20 protein-coding genes are annotated in these 19,742 nt (G+C 75.8%); 13 read left to right on the plus strand and 7 right to left on the minus strand.

Annotated elements, in window-relative coordinates; translation table 11 throughout:
• The first annotated feature begins 40 nt into the window (after positions 1–40).
• Both AB2U05_RS29340 and AB2U05_RS29345 read left to right on the plus strand, forming a co-directional pair.
• Positions 41–1,123, plus strand: coding sequence for a protein kinase family protein (locus tag AB2U05_RS29340; RefSeq protein WP_369184706.1), 1,083 nt, complete (start codon positions 41–43; stop codon positions 1,121–1,123).
• Positions 1,120–1,839 (plus strand): DUF6193 family natural product biosynthesis protein, encoded by a 720-nt coding sequence (locus tag AB2U05_RS29345; RefSeq protein WP_369184707.1) that lies wholly within the window; start codon positions 1,120–1,122, stop codon positions 1,837–1,839. The genes AB2U05_RS29340 and AB2U05_RS29345 overlap by 4 nt, the downstream gene beginning before the upstream one ends.
• A 5-nt stretch (positions 1,840–1,844) precedes the next feature.
• Here AB2U05_RS29345 and AB2U05_RS29350 read toward each other — a convergent pair whose 3' ends face one another.
• Positions 1,845–2,417, minus strand: coding sequence for a cysteine hydrolase (locus tag AB2U05_RS29350; RefSeq protein ID WP_369184708.1), 573 nt, complete (start codon positions 2,415–2,417; stop codon positions 1,845–1,847).
• A gap of 63 nt (positions 2,418–2,480) precedes the next feature.
• Complete coding sequence (locus tag AB2U05_RS29355; RefSeq protein ID WP_369184709.1) at positions 2,481–3,731, minus strand: MFS transporter; 1,251 nt, start codon at positions 3,729–3,731, stop codon at positions 2,481–2,483.
• 138 nt (positions 3,732–3,869) lie between these two features.
• Between AB2U05_RS29355 and AB2U05_RS29360 the strand changes: the two genes are divergently transcribed.
• Positions 3,870–4,805, plus strand: a complete 936-nt coding sequence (locus AB2U05_RS29360; protein WP_369184710.1) for a LysR family transcriptional regulator — start codon at positions 3,870–3,872, stop codon at positions 4,803–4,805.
• A gap of 18 nt (positions 4,806–4,823) precedes the next feature.
• On the opposite strand, the gene AB2U05_RS29365 is transcribed toward AB2U05_RS29360, so the two are convergent.
• Positions 4,824–6,341: a hypothetical protein gene (locus tag AB2U05_RS29365; protein ID WP_369184711.1), complete on the minus strand. Its 1,518-nt coding sequence runs from the start codon at positions 6,339–6,341 to the stop codon at positions 4,824–4,826.
• Between the two features lie 83 nt (positions 6,342–6,424).
• Between AB2U05_RS29365 and AB2U05_RS29370 the strand changes: the two genes are divergently transcribed.
• Complete coding sequence (locus tag AB2U05_RS29370; protein WP_369184712.1) at positions 6,425–6,895, plus strand: DUF6210 family protein; 471 nt, start codon at positions 6,425–6,427, stop codon at positions 6,893–6,895.
• A gap of 30 nt (positions 6,896–6,925) precedes the next feature.
• Here AB2U05_RS29370 and AB2U05_RS29375 read toward each other — a convergent pair whose 3' ends face one another.
• The gene (locus AB2U05_RS29375) at positions 6,926–7,438 is read right to left on the minus strand and encodes a hypothetical protein (RefSeq protein WP_045695605.1); all 513 of its coding nucleotides are present in this window, start codon (positions 7,436–7,438) and stop codon (positions 6,926–6,928) included.
• Positions 7,439–7,531: 93 nt separating this feature from the next.
• Between AB2U05_RS29375 and AB2U05_RS29380 the strand changes: the two genes are divergently transcribed.
• A complete protein-coding gene (locus AB2U05_RS29380) occupies positions 7,532–8,899 on the plus strand; it encodes a HEAT repeat domain-containing protein (RefSeq protein ID WP_369184713.1) in 1,368 nt (455 codons plus the stop codon).
• Between the two features lie 10 nt (positions 8,900–8,909).
• Here the strand turns inward: AB2U05_RS29380 and AB2U05_RS29385 are convergent, their stop codons facing one another.
• On the minus strand, positions 8,910–9,722 hold the full coding sequence (locus AB2U05_RS29385) for an alpha/beta fold hydrolase (RefSeq protein WP_369184714.1): 813 nt from the start codon (positions 9,720–9,722) through the stop codon (positions 8,910–8,912).
• Positions 9,723–9,876: 154 nt separating this feature from the next.
• Between AB2U05_RS29385 and AB2U05_RS29390 the strand changes: the two genes are divergently transcribed.
• The 3 genes from AB2U05_RS29390 to AB2U05_RS29400 all read left to right on the plus strand — a co-directional run bounded on the left by AB2U05_RS29390 (position 9,877) and on the right by AB2U05_RS29400 (position 15,556).
• Complete coding sequence (locus tag AB2U05_RS29390; RefSeq protein ID WP_369184715.1) at positions 9,877–10,425, plus strand: PadR family transcriptional regulator; 549 nt, start codon at positions 9,877–9,879, stop codon at positions 10,423–10,425.
• A gap of 85 nt (positions 10,426–10,510) precedes the next feature.
• Positions 10,511–10,993: a nitroreductase family deazaflavin-dependent oxidoreductase gene (locus tag AB2U05_RS29395; protein WP_369184716.1), complete on the plus strand. Its 483-nt coding sequence runs from the start codon at positions 10,511–10,513 to the stop codon at positions 10,991–10,993.
• 81 nt (positions 10,994–11,074) lie between these two features.
• Positions 11,075–15,556 carry a caspase family protein gene (locus tag AB2U05_RS29400; protein WP_369184717.1) on the plus strand — a complete coding sequence of 1,494 codons (4,482 nt, stop codon included), beginning with the start codon at positions 11,075–11,077 and terminating at the stop codon, positions 15,554–15,556.
• 46 nt (positions 15,557–15,602) lie between these two features.
• Here the strand turns inward: AB2U05_RS29400 and AB2U05_RS29405 are convergent, their stop codons facing one another.
• Positions 15,603–16,172 (minus strand): CGNR zinc finger domain-containing protein, encoded by a 570-nt coding sequence (locus tag AB2U05_RS29405; RefSeq protein ID WP_244178743.1) that lies wholly within the window; start codon positions 16,170–16,172, stop codon positions 15,603–15,605.
• Positions 16,173–16,245: 73 nt separating this feature from the next.
• Between AB2U05_RS29405 and AB2U05_RS29410 the strand changes: the two genes are divergently transcribed.
• The 5 genes from AB2U05_RS29410 to AB2U05_RS29430 all read left to right on the plus strand — a co-directional run bounded on the left by AB2U05_RS29410 (position 16,246) and on the right by AB2U05_RS29430 (position 18,724).
• The gene (locus AB2U05_RS29410; protein ID WP_369184718.1) at positions 16,246–17,550 is read left to right on the plus strand and encodes an MFS transporter; all 1,305 of its coding nucleotides are present in this window, start codon (positions 16,246–16,248) and stop codon (positions 17,548–17,550) included.
• A gap of 108 nt (positions 17,551–17,658) precedes the next feature.
• On the plus strand, positions 17,659–17,781 hold the full coding sequence (locus tag AB2U05_RS29415; protein WP_369184719.1) for a hypothetical protein: 123 nt from the start codon (positions 17,659–17,661) through the stop codon (positions 17,779–17,781).
• On the plus strand, positions 17,781–17,945 hold the full coding sequence (locus AB2U05_RS29420; protein WP_369184720.1) for an alpha/beta fold hydrolase: 165 nt from the start codon (positions 17,781–17,783) through the stop codon (positions 17,943–17,945). The genes AB2U05_RS29415 and AB2U05_RS29420 overlap by 1 nt, the downstream gene beginning before the upstream one ends.
• Positions 17,946–18,068: 123 nt before the next feature.
• Positions 18,069–18,233 (plus strand): hypothetical protein, encoded by a 165-nt coding sequence (locus tag AB2U05_RS29425; protein ID WP_369184721.1) that lies wholly within the window; start codon positions 18,069–18,071, stop codon positions 18,231–18,233.
• A 137-nt stretch (positions 18,234–18,370) separates the two neighbouring features.
• Entirely contained in the window at positions 18,371–18,724 is a 354-nt protein-coding gene (locus AB2U05_RS29430) for a hypothetical protein (protein WP_369184722.1), read from the plus strand.
• 142 nt (positions 18,725–18,866) lie between these two features.
• On the opposite strand, the gene AB2U05_RS29435 is transcribed toward AB2U05_RS29430, so the two are convergent.
• Positions 18,867–19,604 carry an SUKH-4 family immunity protein gene (locus AB2U05_RS29435; protein ID WP_369184723.1) on the minus strand — a complete coding sequence of 246 codons (738 nt, stop codon included), beginning with the start codon at positions 19,602–19,604 and terminating at the stop codon, positions 18,867–18,869.
• Between the last annotated feature and the right edge of the window lie 138 nt (positions 19,605–19,742).

Genomic DNA, 19,742 nt, shown 5'->3' on the forward strand with positions numbered 1-19,742 from the left:
GGCGGTCCGCGTTCGTCCGAACACCAGCCGAGAGGCACCGATGCGCCAGCTCCTCCTCGACCATGCCGAGCGGGTCGCCGCCCACGCCGGGGTGGCCACCCGGCTCGCCCTGCTCAGCGACCGCCGGCTCGCCGAGCTGGTGGCCGCCGCCGCCCCGGCCGGCTCGGGGGTCGGCGGCCGGTGCGCGGAGCTGGAGGTCGACGGCACGCCGGTCTTCGTCAAGCGGGTGCCGCTGACGGACCTCGAACTGCGCCCCGAGCACGTCCGGTCGACGGCCAACCTGTTCGGCCTGCCGATGTTCTACCAGTACGGCCTGGGCTCGGCCGGGTTCGGCGCCTGGCGGGAGCTGGCCGTGCACGCCATGACCACCCACTGGGTGCTGGCGCGCGCCTACGAGGGCTTCCCGCTGACGCACCACTGGCGCGTCCTGCCCGACACCCCGCCGGAGGACTTCGCGGACGAGTTCGGCGGCGTGGACGGCGCGGTCGCGCACTGGGACGGCTCGCCCGCCGTGCGCGCCCGGCTGGAGGCGATCGGGCGGTCCACCCACAGCCTGGTGCTCTTCCTGGAGCACGTGCCGCACACCCTCGGCGCCTGGCTGTACGAGCACCGCGAGGCCGCGGCGCCGGACGGCCGGGGCACCGTGTCCACCTGGGCGGCGGACGAACTGGCGCGCGGCGCCGCCTTCATGAGGGCCCACGGCCTCGTCCACTTCGACGCCCACCTGCGCAACCTGCTCACCGACGGCCGGCGGATCCACTTCGCGGACTTCGGCCTCGCCCTCAGCGCGGACTTCGAACTCGCGCGGGACGAACGGCGGTTCCTCGCCGACCACCTCGGCTACGACCACCACCACACCGCGAGCCACCTGATCCGCCACCACCTGCTCGACCGGCTGCCGCCCGGCACCGACCCGGACGGGCTGCTGCGCGCCTGGGCGGCCGGCCGCGGGCCCGCCGGCGTCCCGTCCGACCTCGCCGCGATCCTCGACCGGCACGCCCGGTCCGCCCTCGTCCTGGACGAGTTCCACCGCCGGCTGCTGACCGGGACCAAGCGGGTTCCGTACCCGGCCGCCACCCTTTCCCTTTCCCCGTCCGACGTTGAGGAACTGACCCCGCGATGAACGAAGCCCCCGATCCGGCCGTCCTGTACCCGGAGATCGCGCGGCACGGCAGCCTCGCCGCCGCGCTGCGGGCCCTGGCGGCGGAGCAGGGCCTGGTGCTCGACGCCGAGGCCCACGACGGCGATCCGCTACGGCGCGCCGCGGCCGCCTCCGTGCTGCCGCACCGGGAAGCGGTGGCCGTCTCCGGCTGGGTGCACGAACGGCGCTGGTGGGTCAGCGCGTCGGCGACCAACGGGATGGTGCTCTCGGGGGTCACCGACGAGCTCGGCCAGGTCCCCGCGGTGATGGCGGCGTGGGCCCGTGGGGCGTCGGTCGACGAGATCGGGCGGATCGCCGGCTTCGACGTGCTGACCGGCCGCTTCGAGGTGCCGGACGGCAACGCCGTCGACGTGATCGCCGCGGAGTGGCAGTACCGGCTGAAGGAGGCGCGGGACACCGACTGGCCCGAGCACCTGGCACTCGTCGAAGCCGCCTACGCGGAACCGCGGTTGCGGCGGTTCTACCCCTTCACCAGCCACTGGGCGCTGCGCTTCTCCCGGCTGCCGCGCCCGTTCGTCCCGAGCTTCGCCACCCTGTCGGCGCCGCAGGGAGGCGGCACGTTCCGCGTGTCGGAGTGGGGCGCGGAGGGCTCGGCGGAGACCCGTGTGGCCACGGCGGCGGAGGCGGTCGCGATCGCCGCCGACCGCATCCCGGCGGAGTTCGACGCGGCCGGCTGACCCGCTCAGCCGCCGCCGAGCAGGGCGGCCAGGCCGGCGGTCCCGACGACCTGCGCCCGGGTGGGGAGCACCCGGCGGAGCAGCACCTCGTGGGCCTGCGCGTCCGGGTCGGCGACGCCGTCCGACAGCACGGCCAGCCGGTAGTCGCGGTCCGCCGCGTCGAGGACGGTGGACAGCACGGCGCCGCTGGTGGTGAGCCCGGCGACGACCAGGGCGCTGACGCCGCGCTCGCGCAGCCTCCGGTCCAGGCCGGTGGTGGACAGCGCTCCGAAGCGGGTCTTGCGCACGACCAGGTCGCCTTCCCGGGGCGCCAGCCGCTCGTGGACGGCGGTGGCCGGGTCCTCGTGGTGCAGGGCCCGGTACTCGGCGATCGGGGCGAAGGCCCGGTTGGCGGCCGGGACGGCGTCCCAGTCGGCCTCGGTGAAGCCGACGCGCACGTGGACGACGGTGCCGCCGGCCGCGCGGACCTCGGCGGCGGCCCGGGCGAGCCGGTCGAGCAGGGCCTCCCGGTCGGCGTCGGCGGGGAGGGCGGCCAGCACGGCGGGCTGGCAGTCCAGGACGAGGAGGGCGGTGCTCATGCGGGGTGTCTCCTTCGTGTGGCGTGGGTGTGCGGGCGGGTGTGCGGGTGGCTGTGCGGGTGGTCAGGCGCGGTGGCCGGCCGGTTCGCGCTCCGGTGTTGACGCCAGGTCGTCGCCGCGCGGGAGCAGCAGCGGACTGGCCAGGATGAGCAGCCCGGCGGCCAGCAGCGCGGTGCGCGGGCCGGTGGCGGCGGCGAGCAGCCCGCCCAGGGCGGTGCAGACGGCGATGGACGCCTGCGAGCCGATCGACCAGGCCGTGAGGGTGCGGGCGAGGAGGTGGGCGGGGGTGCGTTCGAGCCGGTAGGTGGCGACCACCGGGGTGTGCAGGCTCATGTGCACGATGATCGCGAGCTCTACGGCCATCACGGTGGCCAGGCCGACCACGCCCGGCCGGACGAAGGCCAGGCCGATCAGCCAGACGGCGCGCAGCGTGCCGACCGTCCGGAACACCCACCGGCGGCCGTAGCGGGCCACGGCGCGCGGGGCGAGCCGGGAGCCGACCAGTCCGCCGAGGCAGGGGAGGGCGAAGGCCAGGCCGTACTGCCAGGGCGGGAAGTGGAGGTCGCGCAGCAGGAGGACGGCGAGCGGCGGTTCGGTGGCCATGATCAGGCCGGAGACCAGCAGCTGGTTGAGGTAGAGCGGCCGCAGGCCGGGATCGCCGAGGATGTGCCGCCAGCCGTCCAGCAGGCTGGCGGCCCGGACGCCCGGCCTGGTGGACGGGCGCGGCGGGGGCTCCTCCCGGCCACGGATCGCGGTGATGCCGAGTGCGGACAGCAGGTAGCTGAGCGCGTCGGCGATCACGGTGGTGACCGGCCCGAGCAGGCCGATCGCCGCGCCGCCGAGCGGCGGGCCGATCGCGATCGAGCTCCAGTTGGTGGACTCGAAGCGGGAGTTGGCGACCAGCAGGTCCGCCGGGGGGACGAGGGCCTTGAGGTGCGCGCCGGAGGCCGCGCCGAACGCGATCCTGGCGGCGGCGACCACCGCCGAGACCGCCAGCAGCTGGGCGAAGCCGAGCAGGCCGAGGGCGTACGCGAGGGGGATCGACGCCATGGCGGCGAACCGGACCAGGTCCATCGCGATCATCACCGGGCGCTTGCGCCGGAACTCCACCCACGGCGCCAGCGGCACCGCGATCAGCGCGCCGACCGCCGGCCCCACCGCGGACAGCGCCGACACCTGCGCCGGGCCGGCGTCCAGCGCCAGCACGGCGATCAGCGGTAACGCCCCGAACCCCAGCCCGGACCCGTACGCGCTCACCGCGTACGCCGCCCACAGCCAGCCGAACTGCCGGCCCAGCGGCCTCCTGCGCACCATCTTCCGCACTCCCGTCCCGAACCCGCCCGGACAAACCGACGTTGACCGGGGAGAGCCAACCGCCCGGCACAAGCGCAGGTCAAACAACCGCCGCAGCCGCGTCCCACAACCGATCGTTGTGCACTAGGGTCGGTGGGCGTGGACCTCGAAGCCGTACGCACCTTCGCCGCCGTCGCCGCAGCGGGCCAGTTCCAGAAGGCCGCCGCCGACCTCCGCCTCACCCAGCAGGCCGTCTCCAAGCGCATCGCGACGCTGGAACGCGACCTCGGCGTCCGGCTGTTCACCCGCACCCCGCGCGGGGCCGAACTCACCATCGACGGGCAGGCGTTCCTGCCGCACGCGCGCGAACTGCTGCGCGTCGCCGAGCGGGCGGTCGGCTCCGTGCGGGCCGGGCGGCGGCCGCTGCGCGTCGACGTGATCGCCTCGCGCGGCGCGGGGGCGAGCCTGATGCGCGGCTTCCACGGCGCGTACCCCGAGATCGACCTCGACGTGGTGATGCTGTTCGACGTCGAGGCGGCCGTCACCGGGATCCGGTCCGGCGCGGTGGACGCCTCCTTCCGCGCGGTCCGCGCACCCGGCCGGCCGCTGCCCGAGGACATCGCCTCCGCCCGGGTGCTCGACGAGCCGCTGGAGCTGCTCACCGGCCCCGGGCACGCGCTGGCGGGCGCGCGGTCGGTCACCCTCGACCAGCTGGTCGGGCACCGGATCTGGATGCCCGGCATCGTCCCCGGCACCGAGTGGGCCGCCTACTACGACGACCTGGTCGCCGAGTTCGGCCTCACCATCGAGGCGACCGGCCCCAACTTCGGCTCCGACGTGCTGCTCGACACCATCGCCGACACCCCGGCCCTGGCCACCTTCATGAGCGAGCGGACCAGGCTGGTCTGGCCCGCCGGCCACGACCTGCGGCGCATCCCGGTGACCGGCCCCGTGCCCGTCTACCCGCACTCGCTGCTGTGGCACCGCGACAACCCCCACCCGGCGCTGGCCACCCTCCGCGCCCACCTGGCGGCGGTCGGCGGCGGGCACGACGCCGCGGGGACGTGGCGGCCCGGGTGGGTGCTGCCGGACTGACGGCCCTTCCGGCGGGCGTCAGCCGCAGCGGTCGAGGAGGGCGTGCAGGCGGGCGGCGGGCAGCCCGGGGTTGGCGGCCGCGCCCTCGGCGGCGTCCGGGTCCGGGCCGTCCAGGAGCGCGTCGAGCACGGCGGGCGCGAGCAGCGGGTTGGCCGCGGCGGCGCGTCGGACGGGCCCGTCCGGGTCGGTGAGCAGCGCGGTGGGCGGCGCGGGGAGGGCGGGGTCGGCGGCGGCCAGGGCGCGGACCTCCGCGTCCTGGTGGCCGAGCAGGTGCGCCAGCCCGGTGCGGGGCAGGCGCGGCAGGGTGAGCAGGTACGGGCGCCGGCGCGGTAGGGCGAGGAAGGCGTCGAGGACGGCGGCGGGCGGCGCCAGCGGGTGGTTGAGCGCCAGCAGGTGGCGGACGTCCGGCTCGGGGTCGGCGGCCAGCCGGTGCACCACCTCCTCGGGCAGCAGCCGGCAGGTCGCGGCGACCCGGCGCAGCAGCGGGTGCGGTGAGTCGGCGCAGGCCGCGTACCAGGCGGTCTCCGGTTCGCGGACCATCTCGGGGACCGGGCCGACGCACTCCGCCGTGGACCGGGCCCCGCAGGCGGTGCCGCAGCCGCGCACCCGGTCGATGGCGCTGCGCTGCGGCCAGGTGCGGGGCAGCGGCTGGACCAGGGCGCGCAGCCGTACGGCCTCGTCCGGGTCCTCGGCCAGTTCGGCCAGCAGCGGCGGGTCGAGGTCGGCCCGCGCGGCGACGCGCTCGCGCACCTTCGGGTCGGGGTCGCGGGCGAGCCGGGCGACGGCGGCGGCCGGCGTGTGCGGGTTGGCGGCGAGGGACCACAGGTTGCGCCGCTCGGCGAGGCAGCGCTCGGCGACGGCGTGGGAGACGGCGTAGTTGACGAGCAGCATGTTCCGGGTGTGCCCGTCGCGGTCCGGGAGGTCGGCCTCCATCGCGGCCGGGTCCAGCTCGCGGTCGCGGCGGCGGGCCGCCGCTGCGACGGCCTCGTCCGGGTCGGCCAGCAGGGCGGCGCGCTGCTCGGGGGCCAGCCAGAGCCACAGGCCGGTGGCCTTGGCCCGCAGGGCCGGGTGCGGGTGGGTGAGCAGCGCGCGGCGGAACGCCTGCGGGATCTGGCCGGAGAACTCCAGCTCCTCGGCGATCTCGCCCGCCGTGAACCTCTGCTCGCCCGGGTGGTCCCCGTCCCGGGCCGTCAGCAGCGCCACCAGGACGGCGTCCGGCAGCGGCTCGGGCGGGCCCAGCCGGGGCCGCGGACCGGCGGCCAGGCTGATGCGCACGAAGGCCTCCGGGTCGTCGGCCAGCCGGCCGCGCTGCTCGGGCGCGGCGCACCGGCTGCGGGCGAAGGCCCGCCGCACCGCCGACTCCGGGTGCGCCAGCACCGCCTCGACGACGTCCGGCGGCAGGGCGCGCTGCTCGCACAGGACGGGCCAGGCGGGGCGTCCGGCCCGGGCCAGCAGGCGCAGCAGGACCTCGGACGGCGCGGCCGGGTTGGCGGCCACGCCGCGCAGCAGGGCCTCGGCGAGGGGGGTGGTGGACATCGGGCCATCATCGCAGGCGCCCCGCACGGGCGGGGGCGGATATTCGGTGGCCCGGCGGCGCGCGGCTGGAGTTCCATGCCCGCATGACTCCTGCCCAGCTGCAGCCCCAGCCGCTGCCGACTGCTGACGCCCCGAAGCGCTACGTCTTCCTCGACCCGGACGGGTGCGGCGGAGGCTGGGTGTTCGTCATCGTGGCCGCGCCCACCGGCGTCGTCTACCAGAACCAGTGCGGCGGCTACAGCTGCGACCAGTACGAGCAGGAGGGGTACCTCGTGCCGCTGTACGGGGCCGACCCGGACGAGGAGTTGCGGAAGATCTTCGTCGGCGAGCTGAAGGGCTGGGGCCACCGCGGCCGGGCGTGGTCGCCCGAGGTGCTGGAGCGGGTGCGCGCCGCCGTCCGGGACTTCGGCATCTACGGCTCCGGGGGCACCGACGAACCCGTCCCGCCGTCGCTGGTGCTCGACGAGTCCCGCCTCGCCGAGGCCGCCGAGGCCTGGCTCCCGGTCCTGACCCCGGACGGGCCGGGGGTGCTGGTCTGGGAGAACTCGGACTGACGCGGTTCGTTCGGCCTCACCGCGCTTCCTTCAGGCGGCGGCGCGGCCGGTGCCGGTGATCCCGTCGAGCCGGGCCGTGAGCGGGGGCAGGTCCGCGGCGGCGCGGCCGCCGGCGACGGCGCCGCTCAGGGCGAGCGCCGCCGCACCGAGCTCGGTGAGCGCGCGCCGCTCCCCGGCGGTGAGGCCGGTGCCGGGCAGCACGAAGCCGTTCAGCACCAGCGCGACGTCCGCGGAGACGCCCCCGGTGTCGTGGTCCGCCGGGTCCAGCTCCTGGCCGCAGGTGAGGACGGCGGCGCCGAACTCGGCCAGGTCGAAGTCGGCCGTGCGGGCGGCGAGTTCGAAGACCCACGCGGCCGCCCGTCCGGCCGCCGCCGTCGCCGCCTCCACCGCGACCAGGAGCGCGAGCCGCCGCTGGGCGTCCGGCTGCTCGCTCCCGGCCAGCTCGCGGAGCTCGCGCCGCACCCGGTCCGCGCGCTCGGCGGCGGCCCGGGCCCGGCGGGCGGGGCTCGGCGAGGCGGGCGGCTCGGGGAAGGGATTCGTCATGCCCTGCCCAACTCCCGTTCGCCGAAGCGGGTTACGGCATCGGCTGCGGCGATCGCGGGCCGGCTGTCGGTGTGCCCGGCTAGGGTGCGCGCCATGGACGCGCGCACGCTGACCGACGACCTCTCCGGGACCTTCCACGAGACCCGGGCGGCCCGCGACGCCCTCGTGGCGCGGGGCGCGGCGGTGGTCCCGGCCGTGCTGGGCCTGCTCTGCGACGTCGCGTCGCCCGTCGACTGGATCGTGCCGTCCGACGTGCTGCGCAGGGTCGGCGAGCCGGCCCTCGCGCCGCTGGTGCGGGCGGCCGAGGACGCCGGAACGCGGGAGGTGGCCCGGCGGGTGGCGTTCACGCTGGCGGGGGTGAAGGTGGCCGACCTCGCGGCCTACCTGCCGCTGCTGGACCACCCGCGCAGCGGGGTCCGGGCCTGCGCGCTGTCCGCCTTCCAGGACCGCGGCGAGGCCGCGGCCGGGTTCGTCGACCGGCTGGTCCCGCTGCTGGGGGACCGGGAGGGCACCGTCCGGGACCGGGCCGTCCTGGCCCTCCGGGCCATCGGCAGCGCGGCCGTCCCCGCACTGCGGCGGGTGCGCCGCCGCCCCGCGCCGGGGCCCCGGGTGCGGGCCGGCGCGCTGGAGGCGCTCGCGGCGATCGGCGGGCCGCCCGCGCTCGACGACCGGGACCGGGCCGCCTGGCGGCGGCTGACCGCGATCGAGCTGGCGGCCGAGCTGCCGGAGGCCATGCACGCGAGCGGGTGCTGGTACGCCGTGCCGACCACCGACCAGGAGGCCGTGCTGGCGGCCTTCGACCTCTCCGACGCCGAGCCCGTCACCCTCCGGACCGGTGAGGCGGCCTGGATCGCCGACCAGGGGTGGGTGGGCCGCCGCCCGCACGAGCGCTGCGCCCGGGTCTTCGTCAGCCCCGGCCTGGACGGCTGGACGCTGGTCTTCGGTGACACCGCCGAGGACTCCCACCGCGTCGACGACGCGGACGACCCGGAGGCGGCCCTCCCGCCGGTGGTGCGGCAGCGCTGCGCGGAGCTCAGCCGCCGGTTCGGCTCGGCCCAGTGGTACGGGACGAGCTGCGCCGACGACTGGACGGCCTGGTGCGTCGCCGAGGGCGGCGAGGTGGTGCGCCACTACGACGGGCACCTGGCGGCGGAGGAGGGCGACGACGGCCCCGGGCACCCGGCCGAGGCCGGCTACCTCCTGCCGCACCAGGACGGCTTCCCCGCCGGTGCCTTCGACGGGGTCGACCCGTACGACTCCGAGGCGTTCCTCGCCCGGCGCCGCCGGCTGAAGGAGGAGCTGGGGATCCCCGACACCTGCGACGCCTCCACCATCGCCGCCCGGCTCTCCGTCGACCCCGGCGGCCTGGGCCCGCGGGTCGCCGTCACCGGCCACGGCGTGCTCGCCCTCACCGCCTGCGGGCGGCGGCACGGCCACCCGGCGGGGGCCCTGCCGGTCTGACGCCCGCGGGTCAGGCGGCGGTCCGCAGGCTGGTCGCCTGCAGGAAGTCCCTGGTCAGCCGGGTGAACTCGGCGGGCCGCTCGGCGCGGAAGACGTGGCCGCAGTCCAGTTCGGCGTAGCTGCTGCCGGGGATCGCGGCCCGCAGCTCCCGGGCGTTCTCGACGGGCACCAGGGCGTCCTCGGCGCAGCCGACCACCAGCGTCTCGGCCTGGATCAGCGGCAGCAGGGGGCGGATGTCGAGGCGGCGGACGAGGTCGAGCTGCCGCAGGATGCCGCTGGTGGGCCGCATGACACCGGCGACGTGCTCGACCACCTCGTGGCCGACCGTGCGCAGGTGGCGGCGGCTGAGGGCGACCAGGGCGCTGTACCGGCCGAAGGCCTCGGGGTCGTGGGCGAGGTCCAGCCAGACGCCCGTGGCGGTGCGGAAGTACGGGTCCTCCGCGTGGCCGAGGCCCGCGACCAGCACGAGCCGGCGGACCAGGTCGGGGCGGGTGGCGGCCAGCGCGGCGGAGGTGACGGCGCCCAGCGAGTGGCCGACGACGTCCACCGGGCCGGGGCCGAGGTGCTGCTCCTGGCGCGCGTGCTCGATCACCGCGGCCACCTGTTCGGCGAGGACCTCGACGGTGAGGTCGGCGCCGTCGTCCTCGACGCGGGCGCTGCCGGAGAGGTCGGGCAGCAGCACGGTGTGCCGGTCGGTGAACCCGCCGCTGAGGGCGTCCCAGGTGACCGACCCGGGGCCGGTGCCGTGGACGAGCACCAGGCCGGGCCCGCTGCCTTCGGCGCGGTACTGGACGCGGGCGTTGCCGACGACGATCTCGGTCATGGTGCTTTCCTCCGGCGTGATCTGGCGGATGGTCAGACAGTCGGTGACTCTAATCGTGGCACTCGAATCGAGTCAACACTGATCGAGTGGGCTCTGGTCGAGTGGGCTCTGATCGAGTGGACACTGATCGTGGGTCGGCCGCTACGATGGCGGCGTGCTGAGCTTGAGCATCCTTGGATTCCTGGCCGAAGAGCCGCTGCACGCCTACGAGCTGCGGGCCCGCATCTCCGGCCTGTCCGGCCACGTCCGCCCCGTCAGCGACGGCGCGCTCTACCCCGCGCTGAACCGGCTCCGCAAGGCCGGACACCTGGACCGCCAGGAGGAGCCCGGCCGCGGCGCCACCCCGCGCCAGGTGCTCTCCCTCACCGCCGAGGGCCAGGCAGAACTGCTGCGCCGCCTCCGCGAACCCGCCGAGGTCGAGATCACCGACCGCAACTCGTTCCTCGTCCTGCTCGCCTTCCTCGGCCGGCTGCCCGACCCGGCCGACCAGGCCCGCGTGCTGCGCCGCCGGCTGGAGTTCATGGACCGCCCGGCCAGCTACTTCTACGCGGACGGCAAGCCGGTGCGCGCCACCGAGATGGACGACCGCTTCCGCCGCGGCATGCTCACCCTCGCCGCGGGCACCAGCCGCGCCGACCGCGCCTGGCTGCGGGAGACGATCGCCGAACTCGACGCCGAGTCGGCAACCTCGGGCGCGCCCTGACGCCGGCCCCGGCGGGCGGGCCCCGTGCGGGGCCGGGGGCTTGCCGTCACACTGGGAGGTGTCGGCGGAGAGTGGGGTGAAGGCGATGCCTCTTGAGGGCGAGTACGAGCCGAATCCGGCGCAGAAGCAGTGGATCCGCGAGCAGGTCGAGCTGTACGAGCGCTCGGGCGGCACGCAGGGCACGACGCTGTGGGACACGGGGCTGCCGGTCGTCATCGTCACGATGCGCGGCGCGAAGAGCGGCCGGATCCGCAAGCTCCCGCTGATGCGGGTGGAGCACGAGGGGCGGTACGCGGTGGTGGCCTCGAAGGAAGGCTTCCCGCGCCACCCGGACTGGTACTTCAACCTCAAGGCCAACCCGCAGGTCGACCTCCAGGACGGCCCCGAGCAGCGGGAAATGACGGCCCGTGAGGTCACCGGCGACGAGCGGGCCCGGTGGTGGCGGCGCGCGGTCGCCGCGTACCCGCCGTACGCCGAGTACCAGGAGCGGACCCACCGCGTGATCCCGGTCCTCGTCCTCGAAGCCCTCGAACCCCTCGAAGCCCTCGAAGCCCTCGGACCGGAATGACCGGGGCTATCCTGTGGCGATGGTGGATCGCTGAAGTCGGGGCGCTGATCCGGTCGTTGGGGTGGGTGGGGGACGGGCTGGGTGGGGAGATTCTCGGCGCTGCTGATCGGGGCCGCCGATTACGGCGAGGGCGAGTCGCTGCACTTCGTGCACCGGGACCTGGAGAAGCTGGGCGAGGCGCTGCGGGAGCGCGGGGTGGAGGTCCTCCGGCCCCGGCCGGTGGCGGGGCGCCAGGTGACGGCGAACTTCGTGAACGGCGAGGTGAACGGGTTCCTGAAGCGGGCGCGGCCGGGTGACCGGCTGCTGATCTGCCTCAGCGGGCACGGGACGCACATCGACGGGCAGGACTTCCTGGTGCCGGAGGACATCCACCCGGAGGTGCAGTACAAGTCGGGCTGTGTGGCGATCGATTGGAAGGAGCAGCTGCAGGGCACCCGGGCCGCGCAGGTGCTGATCATGATCGACGCGTGTCGGCAGGGTGTCCGGGACTACATGGCGGGCCCGGTGGGCTGGGCGTCGGGTGAGGTGCGGGCGGTCGCCGGGCGCAAGGTGGCGCGGCTGTACGCGTGTTCGCCGGGGGAGTTGGCGCGCTTCGCGCCGGCGGCGGAGCCGTCGTGGACGCAGGACGACGGTTCGTTCAGCCTGTTCTCGCGGGCGGTGCGCGACGTCCTGGTCGCGCACGACGGGCCGCTGGACCTGCAGCAGCTGTGCGAACAGGTGCAGGTGAAGGTCGAGTTGCTGCACCGCGAGACCGGGCGGAGCGGCGCGGCCCAGGCGGTCCGGCTGCTGACCGACGTCGTCCAGTCGGAGTTCGTGGTGGTGGAGGCGCGGCGGACGGCCGAGGTGCCGGAGGTGCCGGAGGCCGTCCCGGTGGAACTGTCGGTCGAACCGATCCCGGAGCCGCAGCCGGGTGTCACGGACTACGCGAAGCTGGCGGCGGACGTCGTCTACCAGGTGTTCTCCTCCGGGCGGACCGAGTACCTGGAGGAGTTCGCGACCGGCGGCCCGGCGCCCGCGCTGCTCGAACTGAGCCACCGGCTGCCCGGGTGGGCGGTGGAGGCGATGTGGGCGGCGGCGGCGCGGCTGCGGCCCGTCGAGGCGCTGGTCGAGCTGGCGGCCGCCGTCCACGGGGTGGGCCAGGCCGAACTGGCCCGGCGGATGGTGGAGTCGGCGGTCGCGGCCCGCGCCGCCGGCGACCTGCTGGCGCTGCTGCTCGCGGACGACGGCCTGCCCTCCGAACTGGTGGAGCCGTTGCGGGCGGCGGTGGTCCGGGCGGTGGGCGGCCTGCCCGCGCCGGACATCGCCGGGTTCGTCGGCAGCCTGTACGACGCCGACCGCGCCGCCACGGCGGAGCTGCTGCTGACGGCGGCGCGGCCGCTGGAGGACCTGCCGGACCTGCTGGCCGCGCTGGAGGCGGCGGGCCTGCGCAACCAGGCCGCCCGGCTGGTGCTGGAGGCCGCCGAGGGCGGTGAACTGCCGGCGCTGGAACAGCTGTTGGCCGTCCTGGCCGCGTCCGGGCGGGACCGGGACCGGGACGCCGTGCTGGCGGCGATCGCGGGTGGGGCACTGGATCGGCTGGTCGCGTGGCTGGCGGTCGCCGCGGCACGGGCGGGTGGCGGCGAGGAGGACACCGTACGGGTCCTGGAGACCGCCGTCGCGCTGCGCGGTGACGGGCACCTGCTGCCGGACGCGCTGCGGGCGTCGGGCCTGGCGGACCACCTGCGGTGGGTGTACGCGGAGGCGGTGCGACTCGCCCCCGCGCGGCTGCACGCGCTGCTGCGGCGCCTGCACGCGGTGGGCGCGGAGCAGGACGTCCGGGCCGTCCTGGGGCGGGCGGTCGAGCCCTTCCGCCCGTTCGAGGCGGCGGCGCTGGCGGGCCTGCTCCGGACGGACGGACCGGCCGGGCTGCTCGACACCCTCTGGGCGGCGCTGCGCCGGGCGCCCGTGGACGAGGCGGCGCTCTTCCTCCGGGTGGCGGGGGAGAGCGATGACCGCCTGGTCGACGAGGCCGTGGCGGTGCTGGCGGAGTCCTGTTCGCTGACGGAGCTCGACGCCCTGGCGGAGGCCCTGGACCGGTACGGCTTCGGCGCCGCACTCGTCGACCTCCGCCGAGCCGTCCAGGTCACCCGCCCGGTGGCCGACCTGCTGACCATGGTGGAGCGCGCCCGGGACGAGGACCGGCCCGTCCTGGTCGAGCGGGTGGCGTCGGTGATCCGGCTGCCGGAGGCGTACGCCGAACTCGTGGAGATGCCGGGCCGCCCGGCCCTGCGCGGGCGGATCGGCGCGCAGCTGGCGTCCGGCCTGCTCGCCCACGGCGACGACGAGGTGCGGGGCATGCTCGCCGAGCTCGCCGCACGGGACTGGAACGCCGGGGCCCGGCTGCTGCTCGGGCAGATCGCCGAGGGCGGGGACGTGGAACGGCAGGCCGGGTTCGCGGTCTGGCTGGCGGGCGAGGGGCACGGGTGGCAGGCCCGGTCCCTGCTCGACCGGGTCTGCACCGCGCGGGACGCGGCGTCCGTCGCCGAGCTCGCCGTGCTGCTGCTGACGGGCCCGAGCCCCGGTCTGGGCAGGTACGTGCTGGAGGAGGCGGCCGTGAAGTGGTCGGCCGCCGAGGTGGCCGCGCTGGCCGAGTGCCTGGCCCGGGCCGGTGGGTCGATGGTCGACCAGGGCGCCGCCCACCTGCTGACCGAGGCCGTGGCCCGACGCCCGCCCGCGTGGGCGGCGGAGCTGTTGCTCGGGTTGGACGCCCGGCCGCAGGAGGCCCTGGCGTCGGTCGTGGACGGCGTGGTGAGGACGTACCTGGAGACGCGATCGCTCGCGGAGACGCTGACCCGGATCGCGAGCCTGCGGGCCGCGAACCCCGAGCGCGCGGTGGCCCGCTGCGTCGCCGAGGTGGTGTGGGTGAACGCTCCCTGGCTGTTCGGAGCGGCCCGGGCGGACGGGTCGGGCCAGGCCACCGACTGCCTGCTGGCCGTGTTCGCGAACGGTCGGGTCGGTGACGCGGTGCGGCTCTGGAACCTGCTGCCGAAGCTGCGGAGTTCCGGCAGCGAGCCCGAGGCGGAGCGGGTGCGCGACGCGGTGCTGCGCGCGATGACGCCGCAGGAGGCGGGCGCGGCTGTGGCGTTCTTCCGCAACGGCAGCGCGGCGGACTACGTGGCGGCCTGCCAGACAGCGGGCGAACGGCCGCCGGGGGAGGTCGCGGACGCGCTGGTCCGGCTCTCCGGCATGGTGGGCGGGGCGTCGGGGCTCACCGACTGGCTGGGCTACCGGGTCGACCAGGACCGGTGCCGGGCCCTGCTGGTCGAGCTGTTCGGCCGGGGGCAGGACGCGCTGGCCGGGGACGTGCTGACGGCCGCGCCGTGGTCCGGCTCGGGAGCGGCGATCGGCGACCTGCTCCTCGCCGTGGACGGGCAGGGGCGGGCGGCACCGGCGGTCCTGCTCGACCGGTCCGGCAATCTGGCCCCGGCGGAGGGGATCGCGCTCCTGGAAGGAGTTGTTCGGGGCGGGGCGTCGCACGATCTGCTCTACTTCCTCTTCTGCACTCTCGCGACGGCGCAGCACGCCGTCGCGATCTGGACCGGTCTGCACCGACTCGGCCGGTTCGGACTAGCGGCCCTCCTGCTCGAAAGGGTGCCCCCGGACACCGAGTTGGGGGCGTGGTACCGGGCGCTGTCCGAGAGCTTCCCGGAGATCGACCGGCCGGCGGTTTTGCGGGCGGCGGGGGCCGATCGTCCGGTCCCCGAGCTCGTCGCCTCGGTTCCGGCGGTGGCTGCGACGTCGGGGCGGGCCAGGGTGGCCCTGGCGACGGCCGTCCTCTACCGGTCACCCGAGGATGCCGTCGCGCTGCTGGACACGCTGGCGGCGCTGGGCAGTGACGAGGCCGAGCGGTGTGTGGCCGAGCTGTGCAAGGTCCTCGCCGCGGCGCGGCCGGCGGATGAACTGGTCCGGATCGTCGAGTCGTTGATGAACCGGGGGCGGACCGACTGGGTCCGGATCACCGCCCTGCTCCTCTACGGCGAGCCGCTGGCCCGCCTTGCCGGAGTCCTGGAGGCCGCGCCGTGGACGAATGGGCAGGCGCCGGGAGTCGCGTCGAGACTGGTCGACATGACGGTCCGGGAGGGGGCGGCCTCGGCCTGGCTCGCCGTCAGGTTGGACGCGGCCGGGCACCAGCGGGCCGCCGAGCGGCTGGTCGCCGAGCTGGCGGCCGTGGTGCGCGACAGCGAGTCGGCGGCGCGCCTGGTCGCGGAGCTGGCGGCCGGCGGTGTGGGGCCCGCCGTCCGTGGTCGGCTGGTCGACGTCTTCTGCCGGGGCCGTTCGGGCTGGGCGACCGGTGAATTCCTGCGCCACCTGCACTGCACCGCCGGACTGGACGCGGACGTGCGGGCGGCGATCGCGGTGACGGCGGCCAGCCTGGCCGCCGACATGTCCGGACGTCGGCTGCCGGTGGTCAGGGCGGCCGTCGACCGGCCGGGGAGCCGGGAGGTGTGGAAGCGGCTCAGCGCCGAGATCGGGAAGGCGGGCGGGGAGGTGCCGAAGACGCCGCGGTTCTGGTGGCGGTCCTGAGGTTGGGCGGCCTGCGGACCTCACACCTGGTCGGCGACGCGGAAGGTCACGCCTCGCCGCTCGCGCGGCGGGAGCGGAACGCCGCCGCCTTGACCCGGTTCTGGCAGGCCGTCGAGCAGAACTGGCGTCCGGCGTTGCGCGAGGTGTCGACGTAGACGCGGTCGCAGCGCGGGGCCGCGCAGACGCCGAGGCGGCCGCCGTAGTCGCCGCCGAGGGCCATGGTGAGGCCGGTGGCGCAGCCGGCGCTCCAGCCGGTGGCGTAGGAGTCGTCGGAGCCGTGGAAGTGGACCTGCCACGGTTCGCCGGGGGCGCGGCGGAGCTGGGGGTGGGCGCCGGTCTCGCGGATCAGGGTGTTGAGGGCGAGGGCCGCGTCGTCGAGGCGGTCGGCGGCGGCGCCTTCGAAGACGGCGCGCAGGGTACGGGCGGTGGCGGCCAGCCGGTCGGCCTGGTCGGGGCCGAGGTCCGCCCCGGCGGCGAGGGCCGCGCGGACGGCGCCCACCCGTTCGGCGCCTTCGGGGGCCAGGTAGCTGCGGCCGCGGGCTTCGCCGTCGGTCAGCGCGTTGACGAGTGCGACCGAGGCGTCGAGCAGGGTGCGCATGTGACTGTCGAAGAGCACTTGACCGGTTACCTTTCGCTGCCTACGGTGTCCGTCACCGACATTAGCTCATTCACCAGTGACGGGAGGCGCCATGTCGCGCCCCGAACCGCCGCCCCGCCGTGAGACGTTGCCGCGCCCCGCAGCACTGCCCGGCCCCGACCCGCTGCCGCGCCCCGAACCGTCGCCCCGCTCCGAGCCACTGCCCCGCTCCGTCCGGCTGCTGTTACTCGCCCGGTTCGTCAACCGGCTCGGGGCCTTCTCGCTCCCCTTCCTCACCGCGCTGATCTCCACCGGCCGCGGCGCGAGCCTGACCGTCGCCGGGCTGGTCAGCGCCGCCTTCGGGCTCGCGACCATCCCCTCGCGCCTCGCCGGCGGCCGCCTGGCCGACCGGGTCGGACGCCGGACCACCATCCTGCTCGGCCTCTGCGGTTGCGCCGCCGCCCAGTTGGCGATCGCCGCCTCCACCTCGCTCGCCTGGACGATCGCCGCAGCCGTCCTCCTCGGGCTGGCCTTCGAGCTCTACGAACCGCCGAGCCAGGCGATCATCGGCGAATCCGTCCCGGCACGGCACCGGGTGCGCGCGTTCAGCCTGTTCAGCGCCGTGCTCGCCGCGGGCGGCATCGGCGCCGGACTGCTCGCCGCCCTGCTCGCGGGCCGGAGCCTGCGCTGGCTCTTCGTCGCCGACGCCGTGACCTGCCTGGCCTGCGCGCTGCTGATCCGGCTGGCCCTGCCCCGCGACCGTCCGGCGCCGCCCGCAGCCGCCTCGTCGGAGCGGGGCGACGCCGCCGTAAGGCCGCTGCACGACCGGGCCCTCCTGGTCGCCCTGGCCACCGGAACCGCCTACGCCCTGATCAACCAGCAGACCGTCCTGACCCTGCCGCTCGCCCTCGTCCACCAGGGCCGGCCCGCCGCGGACGCCGGGCTGCTGTTCACCGCCGCCGCGGCCACCAACGTCCTCGCCCAGCCGCTGGTCCGGCTGCCCTGGACGACCCGGCTCGCGACACCCGTGGCCCTCGCCCTCGCCCACCTCCTGCTGGCCGTGGGTCTGACCGGCTATGCCCTCGCCCGTACCCTGCCGGCGCTGCTCGCCTCGGCCGCCGTGTGGAGCCTCGGCGACCTGCTCGTCATGGGCCGCGTCTACGCACTCGTCACCGACCTCGCGCCGCCCGGCGGGACCGGCCGCTACCTGGCGGTCTTCGGCCTCAGCTGGGGATTCGCCGCGACGCTCGCGCCCGTCCTCGGCACCCAGCTCCTCGGCCACGCCGGGACGACCGCGCTCTGGTCCGCGATGGCCGCGCTGTGCCTGCTGCTCGGCGCCCTGCACCTCGGGGTGACGCCGGGTCGGGCGGTCCGGCGGGGCGTCAACTCTCCTACGCTTTCGCCCGGATCGCATTGACACGCGGCTGACGGGCCGGTCCAGACTGGTGCGCATGAACCCGGTGCGGCCGACCGAGGCCTCGAACCCGGCAGCGGAACCCCCGGACGCGCGGGCGGAGCCGGTGCGATGACAGCCTTCCGGACCGGATCGGTCGTCTCCCGGGACGGCACGGTGATCGGGTACCGCGAGCTCGGCAGCGGCCCTGCCGTGCTCCTCGTGCACGGCGGCGGCCAGGCCGCGCAAACCTGATGCGGCTGGCGGAGGCCCCGGCCGGCACGTTCACCGTGTACGTGTCCGACCGGCGCGGCCGCGGGCTCAGCGGGCCGGCCGGCGCCGGATACGGGCTCGCCGCCGAGTGCGAGGACATCGCCGCCCTGGTCGGGCACAGCGGCGCCGAACGCGTCTTCGCCTGAGCTCGGGCGCGCTCGTCTGCCTCCGCGCCGCCCTGACGGTGCCCGGCACCGGACGGCTCGACGCCGACCTCCTGGCTGCCCCGCTACGAGGACGAACTCGCGCACGGCCGGCTCGGCTCCGCCATGCTCACCGCGATCCGGGGCACCGGCACCGCCCCCGCCTTCCTGCGCCTGCCGCCGCGCCGGCTCGTCGCCCCTTTGCTGGACCACGTGGTACGGCCCGGGGCCGGGGCCGACGCCGAGCTCCGCGCCTTCTTCGGGACGGCGGACGAGGACCGGGCGCGCTGACCTCGTCGTGTCGGGCGTGGACACCACCCGGGCAGGCCGAGCCGGCTTCGGCACGACTCGCCTGACCGGAGGGCGTGCAGCGGCTATTCTGAGCCGCAGTCGATCGTCGAAGTCGACGCGCGGACATGATCGTTGGGGTGACTGGGGGAATGGTGGACGAGCCGGAGATCGGTGCGGGGTCCGAGTCGCTGGTGTTCTGGGTGACCGAGGCCGAGGAGGAGGCCGAGGGCGACGGCGACAGCATGGGGCTGTTCCGCCGTGACCGGGAGGCCGTGCTGCGCAGGATCCCGATCGGGACGCTGCGGACGAACCTGGAGCAGACCGTCGACTCCCTGCAGGCGATGTTCGAGCGGATCGCCGACCGGGGCGGCTCGCTGCCGCTCAAGGAAGTGCAGCTGAGCTTCGAGGTGTCGGCCAAGGGCGGCGTGCAGCTGGTCGGCACGTCCGAGATCCAGGGGACCAGGGGGATCACCTTCGTCTTCGGCAAGTGATCGGCAAGTGATCGGTAAGTGACGGGCGGGTGGGGAGATTCTCGGCGGAGATCGTCGTCGAGCCCCCGCCCCCGCCGACCGGCTGGTTTCGCCGGAGGCGCTGACGCGCCCCACCCCGGGGCGGGGCGGATCAGGTGGCGGATCAGGTGAGCGCGAGGTCCACCGGGTGTCGGGGTTCGCGGGTGGCGAGGTCGTGGATGCCGCGGGCGGCGAAGTACTCGGCGGAGTGGCGGTTCCAGGCCCAGGAGTCGAAGGCCTGGTCCTCGTCGGCGTGGTCGATGAGCCAGGGGTACCAGAAGGACTCGAATCCGTCGTCGTCCCCCTTGGGCGGGAAGACGGCCCGGTCCACCTCGCGCACACCGAAGATGACGCCCTTGAGCACCGACCGCAGGGCGGTCGCGTACTCCTCGTCGGTGCCCTCGCGGAACTCCTCGAAGGGGCGGCCGTCGACGATGCGGTGGAGCTCGATCCGGGCCAGGAAGGTCAGGAACTCGGCCACGCCGCTGTTGACCAGGATCCGCTCCACGTTCTCGTGCGGCCCCCGGAACCAGTAGAGCCGGCCGGACTCCGGGTCGAGGAGGATGTCCTCGCCGTTGAAGTCGCCGAGGTAGAGGTAGTGGCCGAACTCGGTGCAGAGCCGGGTGCCGAGCGATCCGGGCGCGAGGTCCTCGAAGCGCTCCCGGACGGTGGGCCGGCGCTGGTCCTCGTGCAGGTCCAGGGAGAAGAAGCCCGGCCCTTGAGGCGGCAGCCCGAGCTCGGTCACCAGCCGGCGGGTGGGCTCGTGGCCGATCCGCGCGGCCGCCCACTCGGGGGCGACCTTTCGCAGCGCCCACTCCCCGAACGCGCGCCGGGCCAACTCCGCGACGTCTTCCGTCTCCACCGCGCTGCTCCCCCCGGTTGTGACCGTCGCGTCACTCTAGTGATCTGCCGGCGGGGTCGGTGCGCCGGGGCACTTCGGTCACCGGAGGAGCCGGCGGACCTCACCCGGGGCGGGGAGGTCTGCCCGACCCCGCCCGTC

This window comes from Streptomyces sp. Y1 (genome assembly GCF_041053115.1).
Lineage (GTDB): Bacteria > Actinomycetota > Actinomycetes > Streptomycetales > Streptomycetaceae > Kitasatospora > Kitasatospora rubellomurina.

Bases quoted from the DNA above. Each gene is read 5' to 3' on its own strand.
- AB2U05_RS29340 (WP_369184706.1), top strand. From the start codon at position 41: ATGCGCCAGCTCCTCCTCGACCATGCCGAGCGGGTCGCCGCCCACGCC.
- AB2U05_RS29345 (WP_369184707.1), top strand. From the start codon at position 1,120: ATGAACGAAGCCCCCGATCCGGCCGTCCTGTACCCGGAGATCGCGCGG.
- AB2U05_RS29350 (WP_369184708.1), bottom strand. From the start codon at position 2,417: ATGAGCACCGCCCTCCTCGTCCTGGACTGCCAGCCCGCCGTGCTGGCC.
- AB2U05_RS29355 (WP_369184709.1), bottom strand. From the start codon at position 3,731: ATGGTGCGCAGGAGGCCGCTGGGCCGGCAGTTCGGCTGGCTGTGGGCG.
- AB2U05_RS29365 (WP_369184711.1), bottom strand. From the start codon at position 6,341: ATGTCCACCACCCCCCTCGCCGAGGCCCTGCTGCGCGGCGTGGCCGCC.
- AB2U05_RS29370 (WP_369184712.1), top strand. From the start codon at position 6,425: ATGACTCCTGCCCAGCTGCAGCCCCAGCCGCTGCCGACTGCTGACGCC.
- AB2U05_RS29375 (WP_045695605.1), bottom strand. From the start codon at position 7,438: ATGACGAATCCCTTCCCCGAGCCGCCCGCCTCGCCGAGCCCCGCCCGC.
- AB2U05_RS29380 (WP_369184713.1), top strand. From the start codon at position 7,532: ATGGACGCGCGCACGCTGACCGACGACCTCTCCGGGACCTTCCACGAG.
- AB2U05_RS29385 (WP_369184714.1), bottom strand. From the start codon at position 9,722: ATGACCGAGATCGTCGTCGGCAACGCCCGCGTCCAGTACCGCGCCGAA.
- AB2U05_RS29395 (WP_369184716.1), top strand. From the start codon at position 10,511: ATGCCTCTTGAGGGCGAGTACGAGCCGAATCCGGCGCAGAAGCAGTGG.
- AB2U05_RS29410 (WP_369184718.1), top strand. From the start codon at position 16,246: ATGTCGCGCCCCGAACCGCCGCCCCGCCGTGAGACGTTGCCGCGCCCC.
- AB2U05_RS29415 (WP_369184719.1), top strand. From the start codon at position 17,659: ATGACAGCCTTCCGGACCGGATCGGTCGTCTCCCGGGACGGCACGGTG.
- AB2U05_RS29420 (WP_369184720.1), top strand. From the start codon at position 17,781: ATGCGGCTGGCGGAGGCCCCGGCCGGCACGTTCACCGTGTACGTGTCC.
- AB2U05_RS29425 (WP_369184721.1), top strand. From the start codon at position 18,069: ATGCTCACCGCGATCCGGGGCACCGGCACCGCCCCCGCCTTCCTGCGC.